At 39.7% G+C, this 24581-nt stretch carries 17 protein-coding genes; 3 read left to right on the top strand and 14 right to left on the bottom strand.

What is annotated here, in order from left to right; all coding sequences use genetic code 11:
* Window positions 1-72 precede the first annotated feature (72 nt).
* The 11 genes from QA601_06670 to tssA all read right to left on the bottom strand — a co-directional run bounded on the left by QA601_06670 (window position 73) and on the right by tssA (window position 16398).
* Window positions 73-1587 (bottom strand): lipopolysaccharide biosynthesis protein, encoded by a 1515-nt coding sequence (locus QA601_06670; GenBank protein ID MDG5814751.1) that lies wholly within the window; start codon window positions 1585-1587, stop codon window positions 73-75.
* A 302-nt stretch (window positions 1588-1889) separates the two neighbouring features.
* Window positions 1890-2765, bottom strand: a complete 876-nt coding sequence (locus QA601_06665; GenBank protein MDG5814750.1) for a hypothetical protein — start codon at window positions 2763-2765, stop codon at window positions 1890-1892.
* Between the two features lie 32 nt (window positions 2766-2797).
* Complete coding sequence (gene tssM, locus QA601_06660; GenBank protein MDG5814749.1) at window positions 2798-6226, bottom strand: type VI secretion system membrane subunit TssM; 3429 nt, start codon at window positions 6224-6226, stop codon at window positions 2798-2800.
* A 56-nt stretch (window positions 6227-6282) separates the two neighbouring features.
* Complete coding sequence (gene tssH, locus QA601_06655) at window positions 6283-8931, bottom strand: type VI secretion system ATPase TssH (GenBank protein ID MDG5814748.1); 2649 nt, start codon at window positions 8929-8931, stop codon at window positions 6283-6285.
* A gap of 24 nt (window positions 8932-8955) precedes the next feature.
* Window positions 8956-9915: a type VI secretion system baseplate subunit TssG gene (tssG, locus tag QA601_06650; GenBank protein ID MDG5814747.1), complete on the bottom strand. Its 960-nt coding sequence runs from the start codon at window positions 9913-9915 to the stop codon at window positions 8956-8958.
* Complete coding sequence (tssF, locus tag QA601_06645; protein MDG5814746.1) at window positions 9903-11648, bottom strand: type VI secretion system baseplate subunit TssF; 1746 nt, start codon at window positions 11646-11648, stop codon at window positions 9903-9905. The genes tssG and tssF overlap by 13 nt, the downstream gene beginning before the upstream one ends.
* 9 nt (window positions 11649-11657) lie before the next feature.
* Window positions 11658-12080 carry a type VI secretion system baseplate subunit TssE gene (tssE, locus tag QA601_06640; protein ID MDG5814745.1) on the bottom strand — a complete coding sequence of 141 codons (423 nt, stop codon included), beginning with the start codon at window positions 12078-12080 and terminating at the stop codon, window positions 11658-11660.
* Window positions 12081-12153: 73 nt separating this feature from the next.
* On the bottom strand, window positions 12154-12630 hold the full coding sequence (tssD, locus tag QA601_06635) for a type VI secretion system tube protein TssD (GenBank protein MDG5814744.1): 477 nt from the start codon (window positions 12628-12630) through the stop codon (window positions 12154-12156).
* A gap of 88 nt (window positions 12631-12718) precedes the next feature.
* On the bottom strand, window positions 12719-14239 hold the full coding sequence (gene tssC, locus QA601_06630; GenBank protein MDG5814743.1) for a type VI secretion system contractile sheath large subunit: 1521 nt from the start codon (window positions 14237-14239) through the stop codon (window positions 12719-12721).
* Window positions 14240-14301: 62 nt separating this feature from the next.
* The gene (gene tssB / locus QA601_06625; GenBank protein MDG5814742.1) at window positions 14302-14823 is read right to left on the bottom strand and encodes a type VI secretion system contractile sheath small subunit; all 522 of its coding nucleotides are present in this window, start codon (window positions 14821-14823) and stop codon (window positions 14302-14304) included.
* Between the two features lie 30 nt (window positions 14824-14853).
* Window positions 14854-16398: a type VI secretion system protein TssA gene (tssA, locus tag QA601_06620; protein ID MDG5814741.1), complete on the bottom strand. Its 1545-nt coding sequence runs from the start codon at window positions 16396-16398 to the stop codon at window positions 14854-14856.
* Between the two features lie 299 nt (window positions 16399-16697).
* Here tssA and QA601_06615 point away from each other — a divergent pair, with 299 nt between their 5' ends.
* The gene (locus QA601_06615; protein ID MDG5814740.1) at window positions 16698-18263 is read left to right on the top strand and encodes a transglycosylase SLT domain-containing protein; all 1566 of its coding nucleotides are present in this window, start codon (window positions 16698-16700) and stop codon (window positions 18261-18263) included.
* Between the two features lie 10 nt (window positions 18264-18273).
* Here QA601_06615 and QA601_06610 read toward each other — a convergent pair whose 3' ends face one another.
* From QA601_06610 to QA601_06600, 3 genes are read right to left on the bottom strand one after another with little or no spacing between them, the layout of a single operon-like run.
* Entirely contained in the window at window positions 18274-19341 is a 1068-nt protein-coding gene (locus QA601_06610) for a DUF2169 domain-containing protein (GenBank protein MDG5814739.1), read from the bottom strand.
* Window positions 19342-19387: 46 nt separating this feature from the next.
* Entirely contained in the window at window positions 19388-21427 is a 2040-nt protein-coding gene (locus tag QA601_06605) for a protein kinase (protein MDG5814738.1), read from the bottom strand.
* Between the two features lie 17 nt (window positions 21428-21444).
* On the bottom strand, window positions 21445-22179 hold the full coding sequence (locus QA601_06600; GenBank protein MDG5814737.1) for a PEGA domain-containing protein: 735 nt from the start codon (window positions 22177-22179) through the stop codon (window positions 21445-21447).
* Between the two features lie 263 nt (window positions 22180-22442).
* Here QA601_06600 and tssK point away from each other — a divergent pair, with 263 nt between their 5' ends.
* Both tssK and icmH read left to right on the top strand, forming a co-directional pair.
* Window positions 22443-23792, top strand: coding sequence for a type VI secretion system baseplate subunit TssK (gene tssK / locus QA601_06595; GenBank protein MDG5814736.1), 1350 nt, complete (start codon window positions 22443-22445; stop codon window positions 23790-23792).
* A gap of 58 nt (window positions 23793-23850) precedes the next feature.
* Window positions 23851-24552, top strand: a complete 702-nt coding sequence (gene icmH, locus QA601_06590) for a type IVB secretion system protein IcmH/DotU (GenBank protein ID MDG5814735.1) — start codon at window positions 23851-23853, stop codon at window positions 24550-24552.
* Window positions 24553-24581: the final 29 nt, after the last annotated feature.

Below are 24581 nucleotides of genomic sequence, written 5' to 3'. Positions count from 1 at the left end.
GCTTAGACGTGTTTTAAGCGTCAAAAAAATTAATCGCCTAATGATGCTCAGGGGCGGATTTCTGGTGTATTTTTATTTTTGAGGTTTTAAATAGTTAATTAACAAATTAACTTTATTCCGAAATAATAATAGAAAAAGGCACATATATACCACTAAACCGATACCAGCGCATAATAAAAGTCTAAAAAAATCATTCAACGGATAAACGTTAGTGAAGAAAAACTGAACACCCAGAATTATAACTGCAGAAAACAAGGCACAGACAAAAGAAGGTAGTAGTGAATACAAATATTCAACAGGAGAAATTTGTGCGACTTTTTTCAGAATATACATAAGAATCGGAATTGTAATTATAGTTTTAGCTATAAGCGCAGCACAAACGCCCTCAACTCCATAGTTTGAACCAATAACCACAGCTATAGAAGCCAAAATAAACATCATGGAATACCATATGATCAACAGCTTTAGCTTCTTTTTGGGAATCAAAATGAAGCCCGGATAACCGCTGTATGCATAAGTAATTCCAAGTATAGACAGATATCTAAGCACACTAATGGACTGATCCCAATTGTTATTAGGTCTAAAAAAGGTAATCGTTGCAATTAATTCAGCAGAACAGATACCAATTAAGACGTAATAAATAGTGGATATACTTGTTACAAACAACATTATCTTGCAGTAAGCAGTACTAATTCTTTTGTTATCATCCTGGAGGCGGGAAAAAACTGAGAGTAATACAGAAGTTAAAACAACACCAAAAGCTATGTTTGGAATCGAAATGATATCATAGGAAATGGTATATACACCAAGTGTTTCTGGTCCAAAAACTCTACCTATAATCAGATTATCGATATTTGTGTTGAAATATCCGATGATTTTTTGAAGCATAAATACTGATGATGATAGTATGATCGGAAAGGCAAAGCTTATTTGATAATTTTTAATTTTTAGCTCACGCAAAACGATGAAACTAATCAATGAATTAAAAAGGTGAAAAATCAACAATGACCAAATAAGTGCCCATACCCCTAAACCAATCAGTGCAAATATAAGTGAACACAAGGAACTGATTATGGCACTTGTGATTTCAATCATGGAGTGCGTTTTAAATTTCAGCCTGCGTTGCATCAACGCTCTGTGTACAGTGGAAGCACCTCCGATTGGAACAGCTAATGAACCAACCCTTATTAAACTCGTCAATTCAGAAACAGAAAAAAGCGTGCTTAGATAGGGTGCAGCACTATAAAGGATACAATACAGAAATAGGCAAAAAATACCATTGAATAGAAATAATGGTCCTATCTCCTTGTCCGTAAGTTCCTTTTTTTGAATTATAGCTGTGGTAAGACCAGATGTTGAGATTACATTAACAACACCAAGTATAACAGTAACATACTTTATTAAACCAAATTCAACAGGAGTTAAAAGGTTTATGAGTAATGCCTGTGTAAAAAAAGCAAAACCATACCTAATCAGCTTTGCAATGGTTATTACAACAGTAGATCTCGCTGTAATTAACCCATAACTTTGCTGCTTAGAATCAGTTTCTGTACGATTTTCAGAAGAAATGGGAGGTTGTTTATTCAAAATCTTATTGTAATCTACTTAAAGATGAAACCTTTATAGAAAAAATACAATTAATGTGGTCGGGTTCCAAAAAATCTGGAAAATTGGATAGTTTATAAAATTTGTTTCTTAAAGCACAGAAAAAGTAGGCGTTTTTCCTCGATTTGGAATAAAATTTTTCTGCACCCCCCATCTCATCCGTTAGTAGATAGGGATTTCATTATAAAAATGCCGTCACTCTTCAGAAAACAAAAACGCCCACAAACGGTTCAGTAAGTGGGCTACCTATTTTATTATTTCAGATTAAGCTGCAAGCCGGGCAATCAAAAAGCAAAACTTACCCCAAATCCAATTGCGCCTAATCCGGCGATGACACCTGATGTAACAGATATAGCCAGCGCAGTACGTCTTTTCTGTTCGAGGTTATCCCACTCACGCAAATCCACGTTCTCACCCTCATTCTGATCTTCGACATACTGGTTAGCCCTGAGTCCTGAGATTATTGAAGTTACTCCCCCTGCTACTGCTACACCCAGGGAGGTGAACCGCAGCACAAGATGTCCTCTGCTTTCTTTTATCTCCTCATCTGGAGATGTCACCGGTATAGTAGTGGCTTCATCATCGTCATCTACATGTTTAGGAGGATCTAAGTCTACCGTAGTAACAGGTCTTTCTCCAAAAGAGTATGGGATATTGTCGATAACAGGCTTTATCTGGTCGTTAAGGGCAAAGTGAAATTGTCCGTTTTGCTGAAATAAACCATCCGCCAGTACAACATCACTGATTTGAGACTTAATACCAAAAACAGAATACTGAAGGGAGAAGTGCTCAAGAATGGCTCCATCAGCTTCTCTTGTTATTAAGATTCCGTTCCAATCAAAGGGGTTGGGGTACAGATCACTTTCAGGATTATAGGTTTGCTCATTGATGGAGGTAAAAATTACGTTCTCATCTTCTGTACCATTAACTATCAGTTCACCATTTACCCTAATACCTGAGAAGGCATTAAACAGAAAAATAATTCCTTCAGGAATAGTAACACTTTCACCCTTTGGAATAATTAAATCCTCTTCAACAATATAGGGGTTATTTTCAGAGGTAAAACTTATTTCATGAATTTCACCCGAAATGAGAGTTTGCCCATACGTTGAAGCTGCCAAACCAAGTACCATCAGCACGATTACAACATTTTTCTTCATATTTTTTAACTATCCTTTATTATGCTTAAAACTTAACGATCTTCAGTTTTAATAATTTTTTCCGGACAGATAAAGCCCGCAAACACCCGTTCATTAAAAGGATGGGGTGACCCGGAGACCTGGACATTAACCCCAAATTGAATCATCAGCATGTTTTGAACATTTCTATTCCAGTTAGCAGTAAATCTGTTGTGATTAACGACATTAATCCTGGCAGCTTCAAAGAGTTTTAGTAACCCCCATCTACCATCATACCTTATATCATCAATATAATTATTGCTAACCTTAATTCGTAAACCAAAATCATCATTTGCATCTCTTGGGGGCCACTGGAAGCGTACCCTTGAACTGGTTGGGTTTAGCTCATACTCCCTGGAGCCTATTTGCAAAACCGCGTCATACTGATTTTGAGAGACTGGTTGCATCATAATATTATGGACTCTAAGTGTTCCATCAGCATTAAAAAAGACTCTCCCTATCTGCTCAGCCTCTTGTAGTTTTTCAAAAAACTCCTCTTTAAAAGATATAGAAAGAGCTCCTATATCACGGGTTTTAAAGCCACTGCCCTCTTTTATGATATATGGAGAGAGATGGCGATTGAAAAATCCCCAAATCGTACCCGTATTGGGGCGAAAAAACTCCATCACAATATCAAAATCGGCCTTATTATCGGTGGTAACAAAGGGATACTTTCCGGTGATTGTATTAAAGGTAGAGGCCACTTCACTTTGCCATTTCTGATCAATTTCCTGTGAGATGGAGGTACTTAAAGCATCGCCGGTGTATTTAAGCGGTTGCAGCAAGAGCGGTTCAAGAGTCTGTTCAACACTTTGAGGCATTGAGGCCAGAAGGTTTTGGGTATGTCTCCACGCACCAAGAAGCGGATCCTGTTCTGAACCATCGAAAACATTGGTGACTTCACCAGACCTTGCAACTCTCAGTATCGATTCTGCAAGAACACTAAGCCTCTCCTGATAAGCCGAAAGTCCCCCATGCCTGTCTTGAGATTGTGCAAATCTTCTAATGGGATCTATAGAGGACTTTAGTTGTTGAGCAGGATCGTCTGAGCTAAACAGACCACCACTACGCGATCTGACTCCTTCGGCCAGCCGTCCGCCCTTTTTCTCAGCTACCTTTTTTAAAGCGCCCGTTGCAACATTTTCATCTGGCGTTACATCGATATCTGTTAGCTTAAGAAAATTATCAAACAAAAGATTAAGCTCACCTCTTTGTGCAGACAACTTCTGCAAAGTAGTACCAGAACGAAGCATATCACCCGTGGGCTCCAACGAAGTAAAGCGCAGAAAATCCAACCATTGATTTAATACATCGTTGAGATACAGCTGGGTTATCTCTGCTCGCATCTGATCCCGGTCAAAAGCTGGAACCGACCCTTCACTAACTGAACTTCCCAGCACCCAATCGACCCTGAAAGGATCTTCTGTAACAGCGTTAACTTCATCTTTAACAAACCTGTCCCAACCCTCTTGAGTATAAATCATACTCATATTTTTTTGAGCAGTCAAAATTCCTTCTGCACCCGACCCAAGCATATCAGAAAGTGAAAAATCCGGAGCAGAAGAGCGCAGCTGATTTCTTATAGACTCATACATTGTCCTTGCATCAGGCACTCTTGAAAGTCTTCGTCTGGCCCGCGCAACCAGGTTTGAGTTTTCCTGAAGAAATGGCATTTCACCTTTTTTAAGATATCTGCAGTAAGCGCTAAAGTTACTCCTTATCGCTCTTTCTACATTTGCTGGAAGACGCTCAAGGCGCTCACTTCTTAAAATTGCATTGATTAACCCGTTTTCAGCAATTTCTCGTATCAGCACAGTATCTATCCTATCAGGGTATTGTGCTATTGATTCAGACATGCAAAGGTAGGACTTAAGATGGCGGTATAAGACACTGTATTCTTCAGCTGAAAGATCGCCGTAACCTCCGCTGTAGCGTTGGATAGCATGCTCAAGATAGGATGCAGTTGGTATAATAAGGTATTCTCTTACTCTTGTAAAATAAAGATCTTTTATCAAATCATACTTTTCGGTTGGATCATAAAAACCAATACCAAAGGATAATGGAATCCTACCTCTTTCATAGCGTTTGTAGGTCTCAAAAAGGTCGCCAAGTTTACCCAAGTTTTCATAAGCTTCCAAACGATTTTGGGGATCTTTCATCAGTTCTTTAATTTGTGCATGGGTGTTTTCGTTGTGTGATAAAACATTACTGAAAGAAGAGATCAAATACCACGATATAAGAACAAATAAGGCTGTAAAAAGCGTGGCAAAAGACCAATACTTGATCAACCCCTTACGGGTAAAGGTATGAGTTCTTTGCAGAACTTCAGTGCCGTTGGGGAAAATTGAGTTAAAAAGACGGGAGGTAAAAAATGGATTTATCTTTGATTTTGCAACCTCTTTAAATGATGGTTGCTTATCTCCTTCCGAATTAGCAGCCCTGTGGGGGTTTAAGGGGTGATTAAGAATAGTATTACTGATATCATACGATGGTGCTGGTTCTTTTTCAGATTTATCAGTCTTCATTTCAAGTTTTTTACAACTAGTGAAATAAAACCCTTTAAATACCGGCTTTCCTTCAAACTCACTCTCTTTAAAAAGCTCTGCGAAGAAATCCCCGGCTTTGGATTGAAGACCCTCAAATTGTATTACAAAACGACAAATTAATCTTCTGAATTCATCTTTTTTTGCTTTAGATAAAAGTTTCAAACGAAGAGCTTTAAGATTGTTGCAAAGTAACTCGTATTCCTGTTGGAACATTATTCTTGGTGAAGCAGTAAGTTGCTCTCGTGAGAGTGTTGCACCAAGTACCTGATCAGCCCAGTTAACCGAACTGTCTTTAAAAAATTCATAGAAGCCAGTAACAGTATCGGTTTTTGTAAAAACCACGTATACAGGTAGTTCAATTCCCCAAAAATATATCAGCTCATCTATTTTCGCTCTTAAAGACCCGGCCAGTTCCTTTACATTTTCCTGATCCCCGTTTAGAATATCGTTTATATCTACCGCACATATTATCCCATCTACGGAATGTTCTTTACGACACTCCATCAGTGATTTATAAACCGCTTTAAAGGTATCTTCTGAATCTCGGTTAAGTAATTTACCTGGCACATCTAACCAAACAGCCTGATTACCAAATTTCCAGTTAATACCTGAAGCTGTTTCTCCGTCTTTATCCTCAGGGTACTTTAAAGGTACATTAAGCCCACTTCCTTTAATTAGTGAGCTTTTACCGCTCCCCTCAGGTCCTAAAATCATAAACCAGGGATTTCCATATAGAGCACTGCTTTTAAAAAGATTACTCCGTTTTACGCTACTTACATAACGATTAGTGGCAACACGGATCTCTTTAGAAATCGTTGAAAAAACCTGTTGATTAACAGTTAAAAGATCAGATTCTTTTCTGTTCTTTTTTCTCTTCTTCTTCTTAAAAAGTCCCATTTATTAAAACATTCCTGTTCTTCTCTGTTTTTTTAATCAAAAAAGATGCTCTTATTTCAGACCAGCTCGCCTGTTAGCTCGCTGACCTCTTTGTTTTGATCAAAACTGATTGTGAAATCTCCACTATCATCTACGTCAACCACAACCACTTTCTCTGTTTCGTTGTCCTCTAATCCAACATTTGAGAGTAGGTGTGAAGAAATAGCGGGGAGAAGAGAGCTGTTAATTACTACATCAATGTTCCTTGCACCAGACTGAGCAGCACTGCATCTTTGTGCGATTGCATCCACGACCTGATCACTGTAGCAAAAGTGCGCATTGTGAGTTTGCTGTAATCTATTTTCAACTTTGCTCAGTTTAATCCCAATAACTGATCGGAGCACATCCTCTGTTAGTGGCAAAAATGGAATCACATTACATCTGGCCAATAATGCAGGCTGAAAATGATGGGTTAACTCCGGACGTATATACTCTATTATCTGTTTACAGTCATTAATTCCTTCTGATTGTGCCTGAAAAATCGTATCAGTGCCTAAATTCGATGTCATAATTATGACGGTGTTTCTGAAGTTAATATCACGTCCTTCACCATCTCTCATCATGCCTTTATCAAAGACCTGGTAAAACATATTAAGCACATCCCTGTGGGCTTTTTCAACCTCATCCAAAATTATTATAGAATACGGCTTTTGTCTGACAGCTTCTGTAAGCACCCCTCCTTCTCCGTATCCTACGTATCCGGGAGGTGAACCTTTTAACTGAGAAACAGTATGTTTCTCCTGATATTCAGACATATTTATAACTGTTGAGAACTTTTCTCCACCGAAAAGTATATCTGCAAGAGCCATTGCACATTCCGTTTTACCTACCCCTGAAGGGCCTGTGCAAAGAAAAACACCAAGTGGCGCATCAGGATTGGTCATACCAGTCTTTGCTGAGCGTACCGTGGAAGAAATTTCGGATATTGCAAACTCCTGTCCCTTTACACGGCTATTTAATTTTTCATTAAGCTCAAGCAGTATCTTTGCTTCATCTTTTAACATAGAGCCTACAGGTATACCGGTCCAATCAGCAATGACCTGCGCACATATATCAGCCGAGACATGAGGGTAGACAAACTTCTGTTCTCCGGATTCAGTTTTATACTTTCTATTAAGCTCATTAAGTTTGGTTTTTAGTTCCTCGGCACAATCACAGTTTTCACCTTGTTCGAGCAATTTTTTCTGTATAGAAACAATCTCTTCAACACACGCTTTCTGGTCGTTGTAAACGTCTGTTATGCTATCTATTTTTTCTGTGCAGCCCTGTTTTATACTTTCATACATCTCCAGCTTATTTTTATCAACTTCAATTCCTGCGGAAACATCTTTATGTAACGTTTTAAGTGCTCTTTGAGCATCTGCCAAATCTTTTTTAAGTTTTTCTATCTGAGGTGGAGATGTTGTACGGCTCATTTTTACCCTTGTAGCAGCAGTATCAAGCACATCAACAGCTTTATCGGGTAACTGTCTCCCAGAGATAAAACGTTGTGAAAGCGAAACTGCAGCCCTGATCCCCTCTTCTGTAATATGGACTCCGTGATGAGATTCATAACTTTCCGCTATTCCTCTTAGCATAGCACAACACTTTTCCTCATCTGGCTCTTCAACCTTAACTACCTGAAATCTGCGTGTAAGTGCCGGGTCTTTTTCGAAATATTTTCGATACTCAAGCCAGGTTGTAGCTGCACATGTGCGAAGCTCACCTCTGGCCAAAGCTGGTTTAAGTAAATTAGCAGCATCTCCCATCCCCGCGGCTCCACCTGCCCCAATTAATGTATGTGCTTCATCAATAAAAAGAATTATTCTTCCCGCACTTTTTTTTGCGATGTCTATTATACTCTTTAGTCGTTTCTCAAATTCCCCTTTTACACTTGCTCCAGCTTGTAGTAATCCTAAATCGATCTCCCAGATTTCAACGTCTCTCAAAGAAACCGGCACATCCCCACCAGCTATTTGTTGTGCAAGCCCCTCTAAAACAGCTGTTTTTCCTACACCGGCTTCTCCAACCAATATTGGATTATTCTTTCTTCTTCGACTTAATATATCAATGACCTGAAAAATTTCGGAATCTCTGCCGAGAATTGGATCGATTTTTCCATCCTTAGCTTCTGCGGTAAGATTTTTACAATACTTCTCAAGTTCATTTCTAATATCTTCAGGATCATCACTATCTTTTCCAGAAAAGCTTTCACTTTCGCATGATTTTTCAGTTATTGTCAGCAAATCTTTTTTCAAAAGATCTTCATCGATATGCCTGAGCATAGCGGCATAGTTTGAGTAAGAGAGTTTCATCTTCTCAAGTGCCGCGAGGAAAAGCATACCGGAGCGAATAGATGAGCTGTTGTAACGTAAGGTCGCCTGATTCCAGGCCTGTTCAAGAAGATCTATTATGGTAGGTGAAAAGGTCGGTCTGGCACTATTACCTTTTTTAAATCCCTCAATTTCATTAATTAATGCTTTTTTTAAACGTGAAGAATCGACATCGTTAGCCCTCAAAATATTTACAACATCGTTATCTGCATCTTCCAGTATGGAATAAAAAAGATGTTCCCAGTTCAATTCGTAGTTAGTATTGCTTACACATATACCTATAGAATTTTGAAACTTTTTTTGACAATAGCTGTTTAACTTCTCCAACAGTGTCCGAATATCATTCACCACCATAAATCACTCTCCTACTTTAAATTTTCAGAATTTACCAGGCAATACAACAGAATAAGCTCCTGCAGTTTGAGAACTATTTGCACATGAAGCATTAATACCGAGCATCGATTCGTTAAAACCAAGTACAACAGGTATTAACTCTTCAGCCGTAAAACGGACCTCTATGTCATACTCCATAGGTTCGGGTGAAAAAAGTTTTACAATTTGTTCAACTTTATTAATCTTTTCTGAGCCAGAAAAGTACGTTTCGAAGTCTTTGTCGTTTTTAATGTTTATAATGATACGGAATTTGCCGGACCTGTCAAAGATTCGCTCACCTATCATTAATTCCTTCCCCAGTATAAGATCAGAACCCAAATTCCCGGCAAATCCAACAACAGCCCACCTTGGAACCCATTGTTCAACGCTAACCTCTACACCACCCAAACACCCGCTGATTATATCAGCCATAGAATCAGCATTTCTACATGCGCCTGCAAATACTCCGGAGTAGGCAAGCATCTCACCATCAGGAGCATCATTGCCTGAAAGGTTTAAGCCTGCCAGTGAAGCAATTCTGTTTATGAGTTGGTGCTGGTCATTTCTGGTACAGGTTGGTACAGTACGATACTTTTTGGAAGCTCTGTAGAAGAGAGTGTACATTCTATGGTCAAAAATATTGAGAAAATCGGTTAATGCATCTGATTCTTCAGAAAATTTGGCCCCGTGTTCGGTAAAGTAGTGAGGTAGTGGCGAACTTATACCAAGAAGTCCCATAAAGGAGAGAAAAAACTCTACACCAGTGCTCTTATCTACTTTGATGGAAGCAATATCACAATGGGGAAAAGCTATAGATGAATTAGCAGAAAATTTTAGAGCACACCGGATATCAGCCTTTTCTCCCGAAGTATTTATCGTATCAAAATACTCCTCTAATAAAGCAACTGCTTGATAAAAGTCAAAATCAGGACTTCTATTCTGAAGTTTTTCAATTAAAGCAGACACTTTTTACCCTTCAATTGATTCCATTCCATTGTTTTACCGGACGGTTTAAGAATGAACACTAATTCGCAAAATGAATTGATAGTGACGTAATGACTTAGAAATTTTGAAAGAATTAAGCCAAAGAGGTGTAGATCGCCAATATCTTTGAACGCCTGTTCCTGTAAACCAACATTGAATCTAACACCTCTGACAACACTTCCTCCAAAGATAAATTCCATAGGTTCTGTATCCACATCTTCAATAGCCTGAATTCTTCTAGCTCTTCCCTCTTGCCCAGACCAATCGTAAATTGACAAATATTTTTTAAGTGTCTCAGGTGAAGCAATGCTTGCCTGTGTAGCAGCAAGATGTGCCTGGAAATTCCATAACAACTCCTTATCTGCTGGTGGTATAAATGGAAGAGAAGGTCGGGTAATATTGCTGATTCGTGCAAACTGCGGAAATCCCTTCCCTGGACTGGTTATTTCACCTTCTTTGATATGCTCCCTAGGTATATGCCCGTTTGTGCACCATGCCTCTAAAATAAGACTCTCCTGGCTCAGATCCCCATCTTTTAACTGAGGCCCCCCAAGAACAATATTCATCTCACGGTTACCCGAGGGTGTATGCACAAAGCGTGTAGAGAAGGTCTTTTTGCTGTTGTTGCCGATATTTTTAAAGGTATACATTGGTTCATAAGAAAACCTTTCACCGGTCACTCTATCTACTCCGGTAACAGAACGAATACTGTGTGCATGAACCGAATTGGCATGGGAAGCATCTGCAATTACACGGTACTCAGATTTTAATCCTTCTTTTAAAATTGGCTCTACATTGCTTATATATATGTTTGAAGCCGGGCAACAATGCAATTTGAATATGCCCGGATAAACCGGATTATCTTCGTTTAGTTTTTCCCCTGTAGTAACCCTGACCGTGAATTGTGGTGGGGTTTGGGATGGAGCTGGTAGTTCATCTATACCGTTTATATCAACAAATAAGAATTTTTCATGGTATACGAAATACTCGCGTAAAAGGTTGTGTCCCCAAAATCCATTTTTAACAGAAGGTAAAAGTGTTTCCTCCTTACTTATTCCAGCAGGTGTGATCGCAGATTTGGGATCCAGGTTATATTTTTCACCAGTACTGAATTCTATCTCCACTTTTTTAACCTTATTAGTAAGGGCGCGGTGTACCATTAGCGCAGTAGGTAACTCAGCGTGCAGGAAAAGCCTTATAGTAGATAGATCGTAGTGATTCCAATCGACATCGGTGCTGGTATCAAACACAAACGTCATGATTTCATTGTTTAAATTGTCAGTATGCCTACTAAAGGTGCGAAGTTCAATGGGATTAATCACAACAGGATTAGTAGTTGTAAACCTGCATGTTACAGATTCCGGTCCTGTGGGGCCAGAGAGAACTTCTGATCGGGCAGGAATCGTGCGTGCTTCCTGAAGCATCCCGGTGCGTGCACCAAACTGAAGAATAGTTACAGAGGGTATTACTTGCAAAAACTGAGGCCAAAGCAGATTACTGAGTCCTTCTGTTATCTGAGGGAATGTATCATCCAGCTTTTCCCTGATCCTGGCAGCCAGAAACGCAAAGCCTTCAAATAGTCGTTCTACATACGGATCCCGGTCGCCAACGGAATCGATATTAAGATAGTGGGCACGGTCAGGGTGAGCATTTGCAAACTCTCTTCCTGATTCATACAGGTATCTCAGTTCTTCTTCATAATATTTTTCAATCATCTCTAATTACTAATCCATCTTTTTCCAGGGAATGATTTTTGAGGGGGCACTGGCGGAAAAGGTGGTTTGAAACCTAACCGGAGCCCCATTATTTTTCATTTTTGCACTTAGGATAAACACGATTCGAGCATGTTTATCTTTGCTCTGCTGCGGCTCAACCCTAATGTTTTTAAGCCTGGGTTCATATTTTTCTACCGTCTTTCTGATAGCCTGGCGTAAGGTATGGGTACCCACAGGCATTTTTCGATACATTTCAGAAATGTCTGGTAAACCATAATCAGGCAGATGGGGAATACTTCCACAGCGAGTATTAAAAAGTCTGCTAAGATGATCCATAATGGACTTGGTCATTTTTTGGCCTTGCGCAACATCATCAACAGGAGTGCCATCCAGGAACTCACCGGTCAAACTCTCAAATAACCCCTGCTTCACAATCTACCTCACAGTTAAAGCTAAGGACAGCTCTACTCTAAGTAGAGCTGCCCCATCATACTATACCCTTTATTTATCTACCTTCAAGCCAGGAATCGGTATGTTTGAATCCACCATCTGGATATTCCCAGGTTATTTTTCCATATCGAAAACTAACCTTTTCCATATGCACGAAGCGTTCAAATTCTTTTGCTTTAACATTGTGCATTATTGGTTCAACGGAACATACTTTCACACTTTCCAGCAGATGAGTGAAATACAAAACTTCTGCACCTTCATCATCAATTTTGTACCAGTCTAATTTAAGGCTGTCGTAAGTTAGCCCTTCACACACCGCCTTATACAATAGCGGCGATGCCTGATCGAAAGCTTTCACCACCTGAAAAGACTCATGCTTTCTGGTACCAGTGAGTGCACCAGTGTCAGGATCGGTAGGTATACGCACTTCATGATGAAACTCAATGACTTCAATACTGTTTTCTCTTCCAGCAACAGTACATCCACCTTTTACCTTACCTTCATTGATCCACATATAAGCAGGAATAGGCATAATACAAACTCCTTCATCGATTAAAAGGAAAAAAGTAAGTTAAAGTTAAAAAAAAGATGCTCATAAATGCACACCCTCTCGCAAAGCATCATTTACTCTTAGGCATTTGTGATACAAGTGAAAGATTAATATCAATCCCCTCTATCTGGAAATGAGGCATTACAGATAATGATACTGTAAAGAATCCAGGATTATCAGGTACCTCATTTACATTGACTTCAGCCGCTTTGAGGGGATGCGATGCAATAAGATCCGGTCCAGGATCTGGCATCTCCGTTACCAGGCCTTTAATCCAATTATTAAGTTCATCCTGGAGAACAGCACGACTTTTGGTGGTTCCAATATTTTCACGCTGTATTACTTTAAGGTAATGAGCAATACGTGAAACCATAAATATATAAGGAAGCCTTGAGTTTATCCTCATGTTGGCTGTCACGATAGGATCATCGTACTCCTGAGGTTTTTGAGCGGAATTAGCGGAAAAGAAACACGCGTAATTGCGATTTTTATAGAATGAAAGTGGAATAAATCCCTCGTTCGCGAATTCAAATTCACGTGTTTCCGGAATAAGAATTTCTGTTGGGATCTTCATCTGGGTACCTTTACCAACATCAAAAAAGTGAACAGGAAGATCCTCGACTTTTCCGCCTGATTCTGGTCCACGTATCTGCACGCACCACCCATTATCAATGAAAGAGCGTACCATATTTGCGGCAAAAGCAAATGAGGCATTACCCCAGAGGTATTTATTATGATCTTCGCCTGTTATTTTTTCGGTGTAATTAAATTCTTTAACAGGAATTGTGTCAGGACCATATGGTAAACGTAGCGCGAATTTTGGCAGTGTTAATCCCACGTAACGTGAATCTTCAGTTTTTCTAAAGGCGTTCCAACGCATAAATTCTGAACGGTCCATGAAAGTGTGAAGATCCTCAATCTTTGTCAAATCATGAATTTGGTCCTTGCCAAAGAATTTAGGTGTAGCTGAGCCGACAAAGGGACAGTGACAAGCGGCTGCAACTTTTGAAATATTCTGAAGGAAACCCACATCTTCGGGACCACTGTTGAACTCATAATTTGAAATCATTACTCCATATGGTTCACCACCGGGAGTATCGTATTCATCGGTGTAAACCTGCTTATAAAGTCCTGATTGAATCACCTCTGCAGCATCTTCAAAATCTTCCACCAACTCATCTTTGCCCATATCAAGCAGATCGATCTTCACATTTTTTCTAAAATCGGTACGATCTACCAGAAACTTTAAACTTCTCCAGGCTGACTCCATTTTCTGGAACTCTTCATGATGCATCACTTCATCAAGCTGATCAGAGATCTTCTCATCAATATCGGAAATAATTCCATCAAGTACATATTTATCGATTTTTTCTATTGTTTTACCACTCTGAACCACACTTTCGATAAAAAAGTTCAGTGCAGCACCGATTCTTTCATTAGTCTTACTTTCAGCCAAAGCTGTGGCTTCAGAAAAAGACATTACATCAACTGTCCCCTCCGGAACAGTAAGATCCATAGCCTGATATATATAGTCTAAGCTGTTTTCATCAACTGCTGCATTGTCATTTACTTCTTTTGTTTCTTCTGCCATAAGAAAGCTCCTGTTGTAGTCAATTTCTCAAATTTTTTCAACCAATACACCAAAGCATTTGTTTAGCTTTCAGATTCCTTTTCTTCTTCTTTGTCTGGAACAATAGATTTTAACTGTTCCATAAGCGCTTTAGAAGCTTCAGAATCTTTCAATACCTGCTCCAGTCTCTTTCTAAACTCTCTGTTATCCAACAAGTTTGATTTGAGATCTTTGACAAGATTTCTGGCAGCCAAAAGTCTGCTTATTGAAGGAATACTTTTTGCAATGTTTTCGGGACCAAAAGATTTCATAGTCTTAATCTTCAAATCTACCGGTAGACTCCTACCTTCCTGTCCGCTCAGCTTGTCATCAACATTATATTTAAGCGACAGATCCATCCCCTCCATTACCTGCTCAAAATTATTTTTGTTGATTCCGATTTTTTCCCGATCAACAACTCTGTCATCCTTGGGCTTCATACTAAAATCACCCATAACCATCATTTTAAGAGGAAGCTCCATCTTCTTTTTGGCATCACCTTTACCCACATCGAGCTTTAGATTAATTCGTGCAGGAGGAATTTCATTTTGAAAACTACCAGCCATTGCATACGCCCTTTCCGTAAACTTGGTTTACTATTTTTGTTTATATGCTGCCTTCGGGTCTATATAACTTAATTTTTTCATTATTAACTCTCTTTTCTCCATCAATCTGCCAGCAGCGTTTCCCTGTTTATTTACTGCCGCTAATGCATAGGATCTCAATAGAAGATTTAATGCTTCAACTGCAAGCGATGGTTCCCATACATCCAGAGAATGTTTATCTATCAAATCGTTAAGATGCTCCAGAATATGCAATGCTACATCAACCCGCTTAGCATTGATCATAACTGAAGAAACTGCAAGTCTGCGCCTAAAATTATCTCTTGGACAATTATTCTCCGCGATTTTACTCATTAAGTAATCTAAAGCATCTTCAATTTTACCTGATGATGCAAGCCCGTTCACTTCCTTACGTTCCTCAGCAACCTGATCATTGCTGCCAGATGCTGCGGATGTGCCACTTTGAAAAGAAAAAAGTTCTGCAACATCCCCATTCAACCAATCTAAGGTAGCCGGATCACAAAACGGAGTTCCATCAGAGTAACTCAGGTCCTTTATATCAGGCACTTTTTGTATAAAAAGTGCTGTTTCGGTGAGTATTGCATTACTTACAGCTGAATACTCGCTTCCAAGCTGGGATGCAGCAGTATACGCAATCCTTTGCAAATCAAGCCAAAAATGGGTAGGGCCGGAACTAAATGTCTTCTCGACTGTATCGAGCGCAACTTTAAAATCACCTTTACCAAGCAGGGAGTGTATAAAAGTACGTCTTTGAGGTGGCAGAGGATCAAGCCTTGTTTGCCCACCCTCATGTGGTGGTGCTTTATCGATACCCCATCTTGCCGCACGAATCAAGCGATAACCAGCCGATGACTTTGGTTCTTTTTCTATTAAGAACATAGCGCTTTTACGAACAGCATCAAGTGCGTCTTTAGGAGCTTGAAATTGATCTGTTGCAGGCACCGAAGCAGAAGATGTTGCAGGTGCGGAACTCTGAGGTGATGGTTGCGCACCGGCAGCAGTTGAAGAAGAAGTCGCAGGGGGTGGAGATTGCTCCGCTGGTTTCTCTTCTTTAGGCTCAGTCGTCTTTTCCCACTTCTGAGCACAATTAAATAGTTTTAAGGGAAACGGAGCCCCGTTGGGGTACTCTTTTTCAAGTATTTGCTTTAAAGCCGTAAGAGATTTCACTAAACGCTTTATGTCGTCATGGGCATTTTCCGGTGGCTTAGAGATCTCAACCACATCCATAAAACGATCTTCACTTATCCATTTTAAGGCAAGCTGTTTAGCTCTGGGGCGCAAAGGATGCAGGGCAGCAAAATCTTTTTCAATTAACTGCGCCAGTGCTTCGAAAACATCACAGAATTGTTCCCATTGTTCACGTTTTAGATAACACAATCCAAGAAAAGAAAAAAGGCGGATGTCTTTGGATTTTTCTCTTAAAAGCGATAACGATTTTTCTTCCAGTAGTTCATAATCGATATTACCAAGCTTTCCGACCTCAGCTTTTACTATATCGAAATCTGGATCGTAGTTTATGTTTTCTCCAAAAGAACTTCCCCCATCAAAGAGGGTCAGTAGGGTTGTAAGATGATCTGATGGGATAACACACTCTCCTTTTATAACCTCTTGCGTGATGTCATTTTATTTAGATGAATTTAATATATATATAAACAATATAATAAACAATTTAGGTGTTTAATAAAATAATTTGGACAGATGCGTAATGCCATATATTTCTTAAAACTTTTATGCTTTTTGTAATTTAGTTTCCGTAAGCCGCCATCACTGATCATTTGATCATCACAGTGGTGCTTTTATTGTGGTGTATTGTAATGCAATAGTGTATTTTCACTAAAAAGGATTAAAAAAGAATTATGCCCTACTACTATCTTGAAGTTACTCGCGGAACAGATATCGGCAAAAGGTACCTATTGTCTGATGGCGCCTTAAGTGTTGGTCGAAGCCGTGACAATAATATCTGCATCAATCCAAACGAACGTATCGTTTCAAGCCATCATGCAATACTCTATAAGTTCCCGGACACTATCTCTATTCAGGATATGTCCAGTACAAACGGAGTATACGTAAACGAAAAACGTGTGGAACAGCAAGATCTGTCTGAAGGAGATGTGGTTGGTTTCGGTGAAAAGGGGCCTCGTCTAAAACTTATAGTTTCTGAAGAAGAATTACCAACAACCAGCACTAATAAAAGTATTGAGGATGTATCAAACACTGAAGATACAGAACAATTTCATACCCAAAACACTGGTTTGGAGGTAAAAGAGAAAGAATCGGAGGACCTTTTTTCTAATAAGGGCACCCATACTCCCTTGCATAATAACACCGATAGCGCCTCTCTTACTATGGAGTATGAAAAAAAAATAATCTCAAAAAACATTACTCCTGATGAGATGAATAAATTGATGAAAAAAAATGAGAGAGTCGAAAAGATAATCCAAAAGGGAAATCTTAACCAAACTCAGACTCATTTTCTACACACCGCCTACAGTGCCCATCGCAAGTCACGGAAGAGTTTTTTCATTATAATAGGAATAATAATATTTTTATTCATTTCCGTATCAGGATATTTTGTAAGTCAGATTCTGCACTATAAATCTCAAGTTAATAAAGCAGTAGAGCTGGATAAGCAGTTAGATCACTATGAGAGTAAAATTGCAGAAGCAAGACAAAGCGGAGCAGATGTTGAAGAAATTTCCACACTAATCAACGAGTTAGAAACAACAAAAAACCAATTTAATTCTGTAAAAACTATTTTAAGACAGGAAGATCTTGAACAGTTTTTCCAGGATACCGTTGAAATGTTCATCAATAGCATACTCTCAAGATTTGGTGAATCAGACTATCTTATCCCCCCCAACATGATTGAACGCGTAAGATTCCATCTCGATAACTTTTCCGGGCCATTAAAACCTACTACAGGAAGATTTCTGCAAAGAAAAGAAAATTACTGGCCTATGATTGAGAGAATTTTCACCGAGAAAAAAGTTCCAATGGAACTTGCGTATATTTCGATGCTTGAGAGTGGTTTTAATCCCACCGCCCTGTCCCATGCAGGAGCAAAGGGGCTTTGGCAGTTTATGGCCCACACAGGTAGAAGGTACGGCCTTAGAGTTGACAACATAATAGACGATCGTACAGATCCCAAAAAGGCAACATATGCTGCTGCGGAGTACCTAAAAGACCTTATAAGCATATTTGGTGGAGGCAGAGGTTCTTTGATGCTTGCCATGGCAGCGTATAATGCAGGTGAAAACAGAATTATAGGTGCACTGCGCCAAATTGATGACCCGATGAGAAACAGAGATTTCTGGTACATTTACAGGCTGGGGATTTTAGCCGATGAGACAAATGAATACATTCCAAGTATAATTGCGCTTATGATAATTGATGAAAACCGCGAACATTTCGGTTTCAATTAAAAACAGAACCTTATTGTGCAGTATACTTAAGTGTTTCTATTTCCATCAAATCCTCTAAACACTCGAATGTTTCGGTGCCACGCCATAAAAGAGTAACCAGATTTTTAGGCTTATCTACAACAACTGTATCAAGGTATGGTTTTAATTCTTTGGCACCATTCCCTACATCAAGTGATATACAGGGAGTTTCACCAGGTAATGCTGTTTTAAATAGTGGAAACTTTGGGTCCAAATTTTTTAATTGTATTTGTTCATTTCCTACCAGACGCTTACCCCACAACCCTTCTGATGCTCCCTGGTAAAAACGAAAATCCATAGATGGTATTTTCATACTACGCATCTGCGGATTCTTTTTTTTCATATTCTCTAAATTTTCCATCGCGCCTTCAAGATGCTCTGGAAAAACACCACAGAAGGTGTATCTGGGATAAAAATTTCTCCTTGTCCAACCTAGTGAGGCCGGTAAAGGAAGTTCTTTCCACTGTGAAAATTTCCCCAAAATCATATCATCTGCAACAAGCGGATACTCCGGATTCTCCTGATTTGGTACCTTAAGCTCAGAAGCATCTTCAAGTGCACCTTTAAGCGTAAAGCCATTGCCGATAGGGTTAGGATAAAACACAAATGGTGTACCATCTTTAGAACAGGTAACACCCCCATAGGCATTTTTATACCCCAACGCTATTTCACTGAAAGGCTCCGGATCTGAAAAGGAAAGTCCTCTGAGAGGACGGTATTGAAGTTTTCTGTCTCCAAACACACGAATCGTTTTATTATAAGGCCCGGCGATTATCTGGCAGTCAAGATGATATGCCTGCTTTGAACCCGGAGCATGAGCGTTTCCTATAACTATGAAATCGGTTGATGGTTTAAACGCCTGAAGATCCGACTCGGCTAAAACTTCAGAATAGGAAGGATTTTGAGGATCTTCAAAGGTGTCAGTATCAACCATTTCAATCTGATCTTCAGAAACCTGCGCAACAGTATTATGCTCTATTGAGTAGGTTTTCTTGGCAAGAACTGAGAGTATAGGTTTTGCTGATGGACCACTTCCCTGAACAGATCGTGTTTGCCACATTCGTCTACCTGCCTATCTTCACTCTAATTAAACCCCTGGTACTTCTTTATAAGCCAGATAATCTTTCATTAGCAGTTCTAAATCTCGCATGGTCTGAAGGGTAAAATTGTTTTACGCTATTCCATGCAGCCATAGCATTGCGCCTTGATTCACCGGAAGGATTGTTTTTGTGAATTCTTTCCCGGGCCAAAGCTGTATAATATAGTGCATCACTTCGGATCTCTCTTGCGCCGATTATAGAACTGGGGCTGGTAAGAGCCTGTCCCAATATAGAAATGGCCTCTCTATCTTTTCCCTGGTTGTAAGCAACCCGCCCTCTTAGCAAGGCAACAAATCCATCTCTGCTGGTTACTCTATTTAGCACAGCAGAGGCTTTTGCCAATTGATTTGTTTCAACGTAAGCCATGGCAAGATAAATCTGCCCATTTTGAAACCCGGGATTATTTTCATTTACTGCCTCAAGTGCTTTAATCGCGTCTTGAAACTGATATGACTGAGCTGCAGCAATTCCTACGGCCACAAGATCATCATTATTATATTTTTCCTTCAGCTGATCCAAAGGCGATACTCTTGGTGGAGGTGGAGGTGAAGGCGGTGGTGGTGTTGGTGTTGATGGCCTGGTTGGTGTAGGCTCGGGTGTCGAAGGTTCTGCACCCCTTGGAGATGATGGCTCAGGTCTCCCACCAGGTTCTTCAGTGGCATCTTGTTCTGAGTCACCCTCTTTATCATCCTGTGGATCCGGATGATAAAGAGGGTCAAAAGTAGGAACTGCTGCAACCGTGTCAGAAGCTGCTGCCAGATCAGTTTCCTCTGTTGAATCGGATCTAAATAAAAACAGAAGCGCAACAATCAGTACGACAGTGCCCAAAACAGATGAACCGATAATATATAGATAATTAGTAAGCTCACTTTTTTTCGATGAGATTTTAGGTAGTTTTGGAAATGCGATCTTTTTTCCTGCTTTTTTATTGGAATCAGCAAACTCATCAGGATTATTCGCAAATCTATTAAGTATATCTTCGGGAGGCTCTGAGGTTAATTTTCTGTATACAGCACTAAGAGCAGCTTCAAGCTCATTAGCAGTTGTATACCTTTGTGTTTTACTCTGACTTAAACACTTCTCTATAACTTTTTCTAACTGAGGGTTTGATTTAATGGTAAAAGAATCAAACTTTCTGTATTGATTGATTACTTTCATTTTCATAAGAGAAGTGACGGTATCTTGTGGAAATGTTTTTTCTCCGGTAAGAGATTCATAAAGAATGGTACCAAGAGAATAAATATCACTTCTTTGGTCAATATTTTTGTCATCAAGTTGCTCCGGAGATAAGTATGGAAGAGTCCCTACTATATTTCCGGCAACAGTATGTAATCCAACCTCTGTTGGACGTGCGATACCAAAGTCAAGCATCTTTACAATGCCTGTGTTACTGAGCATTATGTTGGCAGGTTTAAGATCCCTGTGAATAATTCCTTTGTAGGTTTTACCATACAACAGAAACTCCTGATTGTGAGCATAATTAAGAGCTTTTGAAACCTGAATACCAATTGCAACACATACCTTAAGTGGTAATTTTCCGTATTGCTCGATAAAATCCTCAAGAGAAACGCCTTCAACCAGTTCCATTTCTATGTAGGGTAACTCATTCCACTCACCAACAGAATAGGTTTCTATAATGTTTGGATGGTGTAATTTGGCTGAAATTTTAATTTCAGTTTCAAATCGTTTTCTTGACTCAGGTTGCCCGGTTGAGAGAAAGACTTTTACAGCTCTAAATACTTCCAGCTGCTCATTCCAGATTTTATACACTCTTGCCATTCCACCTTCACCGAGCATATTAGCGATAACGCCGCTTCCCAGAGGCAAAGGCTCTGAGCCATCGGGAAGGTCAGAAGGCGGCATGGGGCCTGAAAGTGGAGTTGATGTTTTAGAGATTTGGGTGTATGGGTTAACTGAACCGGTTACCTTTTTTTTCACTACTCCATCTTGAGTGTTTTTCTGCTGGAGCAGTTCCTCACTCATATTTTCATCTATGGTTTTATCCAGATTTTGCTCTTCATGGGAATTGCCGCTTTTATTTTCCATAACCTGTTCCTACCTAATTAAAAGAATGCAATAATCTCAAATGCCAACACACATACAGAGCCGGTAATAATTCCAATATTCCTGCGTACCTCTGCAGAAGATGCTCTATTATCCCTGAATTCCGATCGAAACTTTCTGGCCAGTCCGTTTTCATAGATTGCCCATCCCATTCCAGCCAACGCACCAACTCCAAGCCCAATACGGGCCCATGCTTTAGGGGTAAATAGTTTTTGGGGCTCCTCCTCAATCTCCTCCACCACCAACTTCAGCGTGTCAGTGATAAAAGCAGATTGTCCTTCACGAACGACTACATTTTTTGTTGAAAATGAGCACTCCTGGTCTGGATACCTGATTTCAACAAGGTACTGACCGGGAATAATAAAGTCATTTGATACAGGTGTTGTACCAAGTGGTACCGTTAAAAAAACCTCTGCTCCCTTTGGTTCACTGTTCACCTCAAGCTTACCGTAGCGACGAGCAAGATTTTTTTCAAGCATTACACTTCTATTGGCTTCAATTACGACCTGCTCAGAATGGCTGATTCTCTGCACAGGATCCACAATTCGCACATTGTATCTTCCAGCAGGCAACCTTCTTTCATTAACAGGCGAATTACCTATAAAGTTCTCCCCCACCCATATCTCCACTCCCGGTGGATCTGTTATAACAGAAAGAGTACCCTCGTTTGCCCAAACAACACCAAAGAAGAGAACTACTATACTAAATATTTTAAATGGATAGTTTTTTTTCATATCATCTTCCATTATTGTTGTAAAAGAGACATACTTTGGGTCTAAATTAATTTACAGTACCTTAGATGCATATCCATTATGTACATCTCTTTAGCGATAAACTATATTATGATAAAGGCGCTTGCATCCAAAAAGGGTTATGCACAATATAATTTATCCGCAATATAATAATATGATTTCTTGTTATAACATATCAAATATTTCATTAATCCAAAAGACTGAGAAATCAAAACCGTTTATTTGGTCAGGGGAGAACTAAAATTATGTTCACTAACGACAAAGTAGTATGGAAAGAAGGACTATTTTTACAGCCTCAGCACTTTCAGCAGAGTGAACGGTTTCTGCTTTCATCCATGCAGTCCCGATTTTCTGCATATAACCAATTCTATTTTGGTTTTTTGCAGTACGACATCAATATGGATGCCCTGGCCAACAACACTTTTTCACTAAACACCGCAAAAGGTGTAATGCCCGATGGGACCTATTTTTCTATCCCGGACAGCGATTCCCTGCCTCAAACCCGAAGCTTTGAAGACTTTTTCTCCCATGAACAGATGTCACTGGATGTTTACCTTGCACTACCCCTTGCTATTCCCGGAAGGGCTACTGTAACAGAGCCAAATGTTTCAGTAACAGCAGCCAGATACAAGAGCAGAAATCAATCGCTTACCGATGAAGTGTTCGGGCAGCAAAAAAAAGATATAGAAACAGCCCAAACCAATTTCACCATTTTGTTTGCGAACGAATCCAGAGACAACTTTACCTCTATGCCCATTGCAAGACTGATCAGGACTGCAAACGGGCAGGTAATAGTAGATAAAAGTTTTATCCCTCCCATACTCCATATCTCAGCTTCAGGAACGCTCTGTTCTCAACTTAGGTCAATGCTTGAGATGCTTCTCGCGAAAAGCAGCAATCTCTCTCAGGGCAGAAAACAGCAAAAGGGAGGCTTTGCAGAGTTTGCTTCTACAGAAATGACTCCAATGGCTCTTCTTCAAACAATTAATACCTATACACCTGTTTTAAATCATCTGTTTAACAACCCCAATGTTCACCCTTATGACCTTTACTTAGTATTACTTCAGTTTAGCGGAGCGTTATGCACCTTTTCAGCAGACACCAGTATCGCTTCGCTGCCCCCATATCAACACTCATCACTATCAATGTCCTTTGTGCAACTTGAAACGGTAGTTCGCAATATATTGGGAGCTGATATAGAGGCCGGATGCTCAGTAATACCACTTTCAGAAATTAGCCCTGCTACCTACCTTGCCACAATCAATGACCAGAAGCTCTTTGATGTTGCAAGTTTTTATTTAGGTGTTCAGGCAGATCTGCCCCAAAAGGAGCTGGTTGTAGGCTGTCTTTCCCGAATTAAAATTAGCCCTCGTAACCAGCTCGATACACTTATTCAATCTGCTATGCCCGGTTTACCTATTATGTATGCTTCAAATCCTCCGGCAGATCTTTCTTCCAAACCGGGTTTTATCTATTTTTCAGTTAACCAAAAACATGTACTATGGGATGGAATAAAGGCTACCGGTTCTCTTGCCTTGTATTTTCCAAATGATTACCCTAATTTAAAACTTGAACTTCTGGCGTTAAACTCCTGACAAACGGAGGCTGATTCTGGCTACAAAATCATTTACCAAAACAATAATATCTCAGACCATGGACCTGAATCTATCCAAAGGAGGATTCAGGCGCGAAAGTCTCAGCACTCTCTGTACAGATCTGTTTTTAATTGTAATAAAGATGCGCGATGCTGAAGATTTGGGTGAAACCAAAGCTCTTAGAAAGCTCATTTTCTATTTTATCACTCAATTTGAAAAAAACTGTTCTGCCATCGGAATTGCGCAACAAACAACAGAAGCAGTAAAATATGCACTGATAGCACTGCTGGATGAAACTGTTTTATCGGTACCCGGTGAAGCCAGAGATGTGTGGATCGTTAATCCTATGCAGCTTGAAATCTACGGCGACAATATTGCAGGAAAAGAATTCTATGAGAAATTAGACCTGCTTCTTCAGGAACCAGCCAAAAATCTGGATGCCCTTGAAGTCTTTTACCTTTGCCTCTCTCTTGGTTTTGAAGGCAAATACAAGATAGGCAATGCAGAGGAGCGAGAGGAGAAAATCAGAGATCTTGCCAGAACACTTATCAAGCTGGATAAAAACAGAATTGATTCTCTTTCACCGCATGCAATACGTATGTCTGTTGCTAAGAAGAAAAAAGGTGTTCAGAAAACCGGCATTTTACCACTGTGGGTCTTTGGAAGCGCTCTTACTTCAATTTTAATAATAGCATGGTTTGTAATGCGATTCATAAGCTTAGATTCGGCAAAGTTTGTCACTGAGCTCATATCACGGTAAAGAGAGTACTGTAGCCTATAGAAGCTACA

The organism is Chitinispirillales bacterium ANBcel5 (genome assembly GCA_029688955.1).
GTDB classification, from domain to species: Bacteria; Fibrobacterota; Chitinivibrionia; order Chitinivibrionales; family Chitinispirillaceae; genus Cellulosispirillum; species Cellulosispirillum alkaliphilum.
The sequence above is the reverse complement of the archived record's forward strand: the minus strand, read 5'-3'. Positions and strand labels throughout refer to the sequence as shown.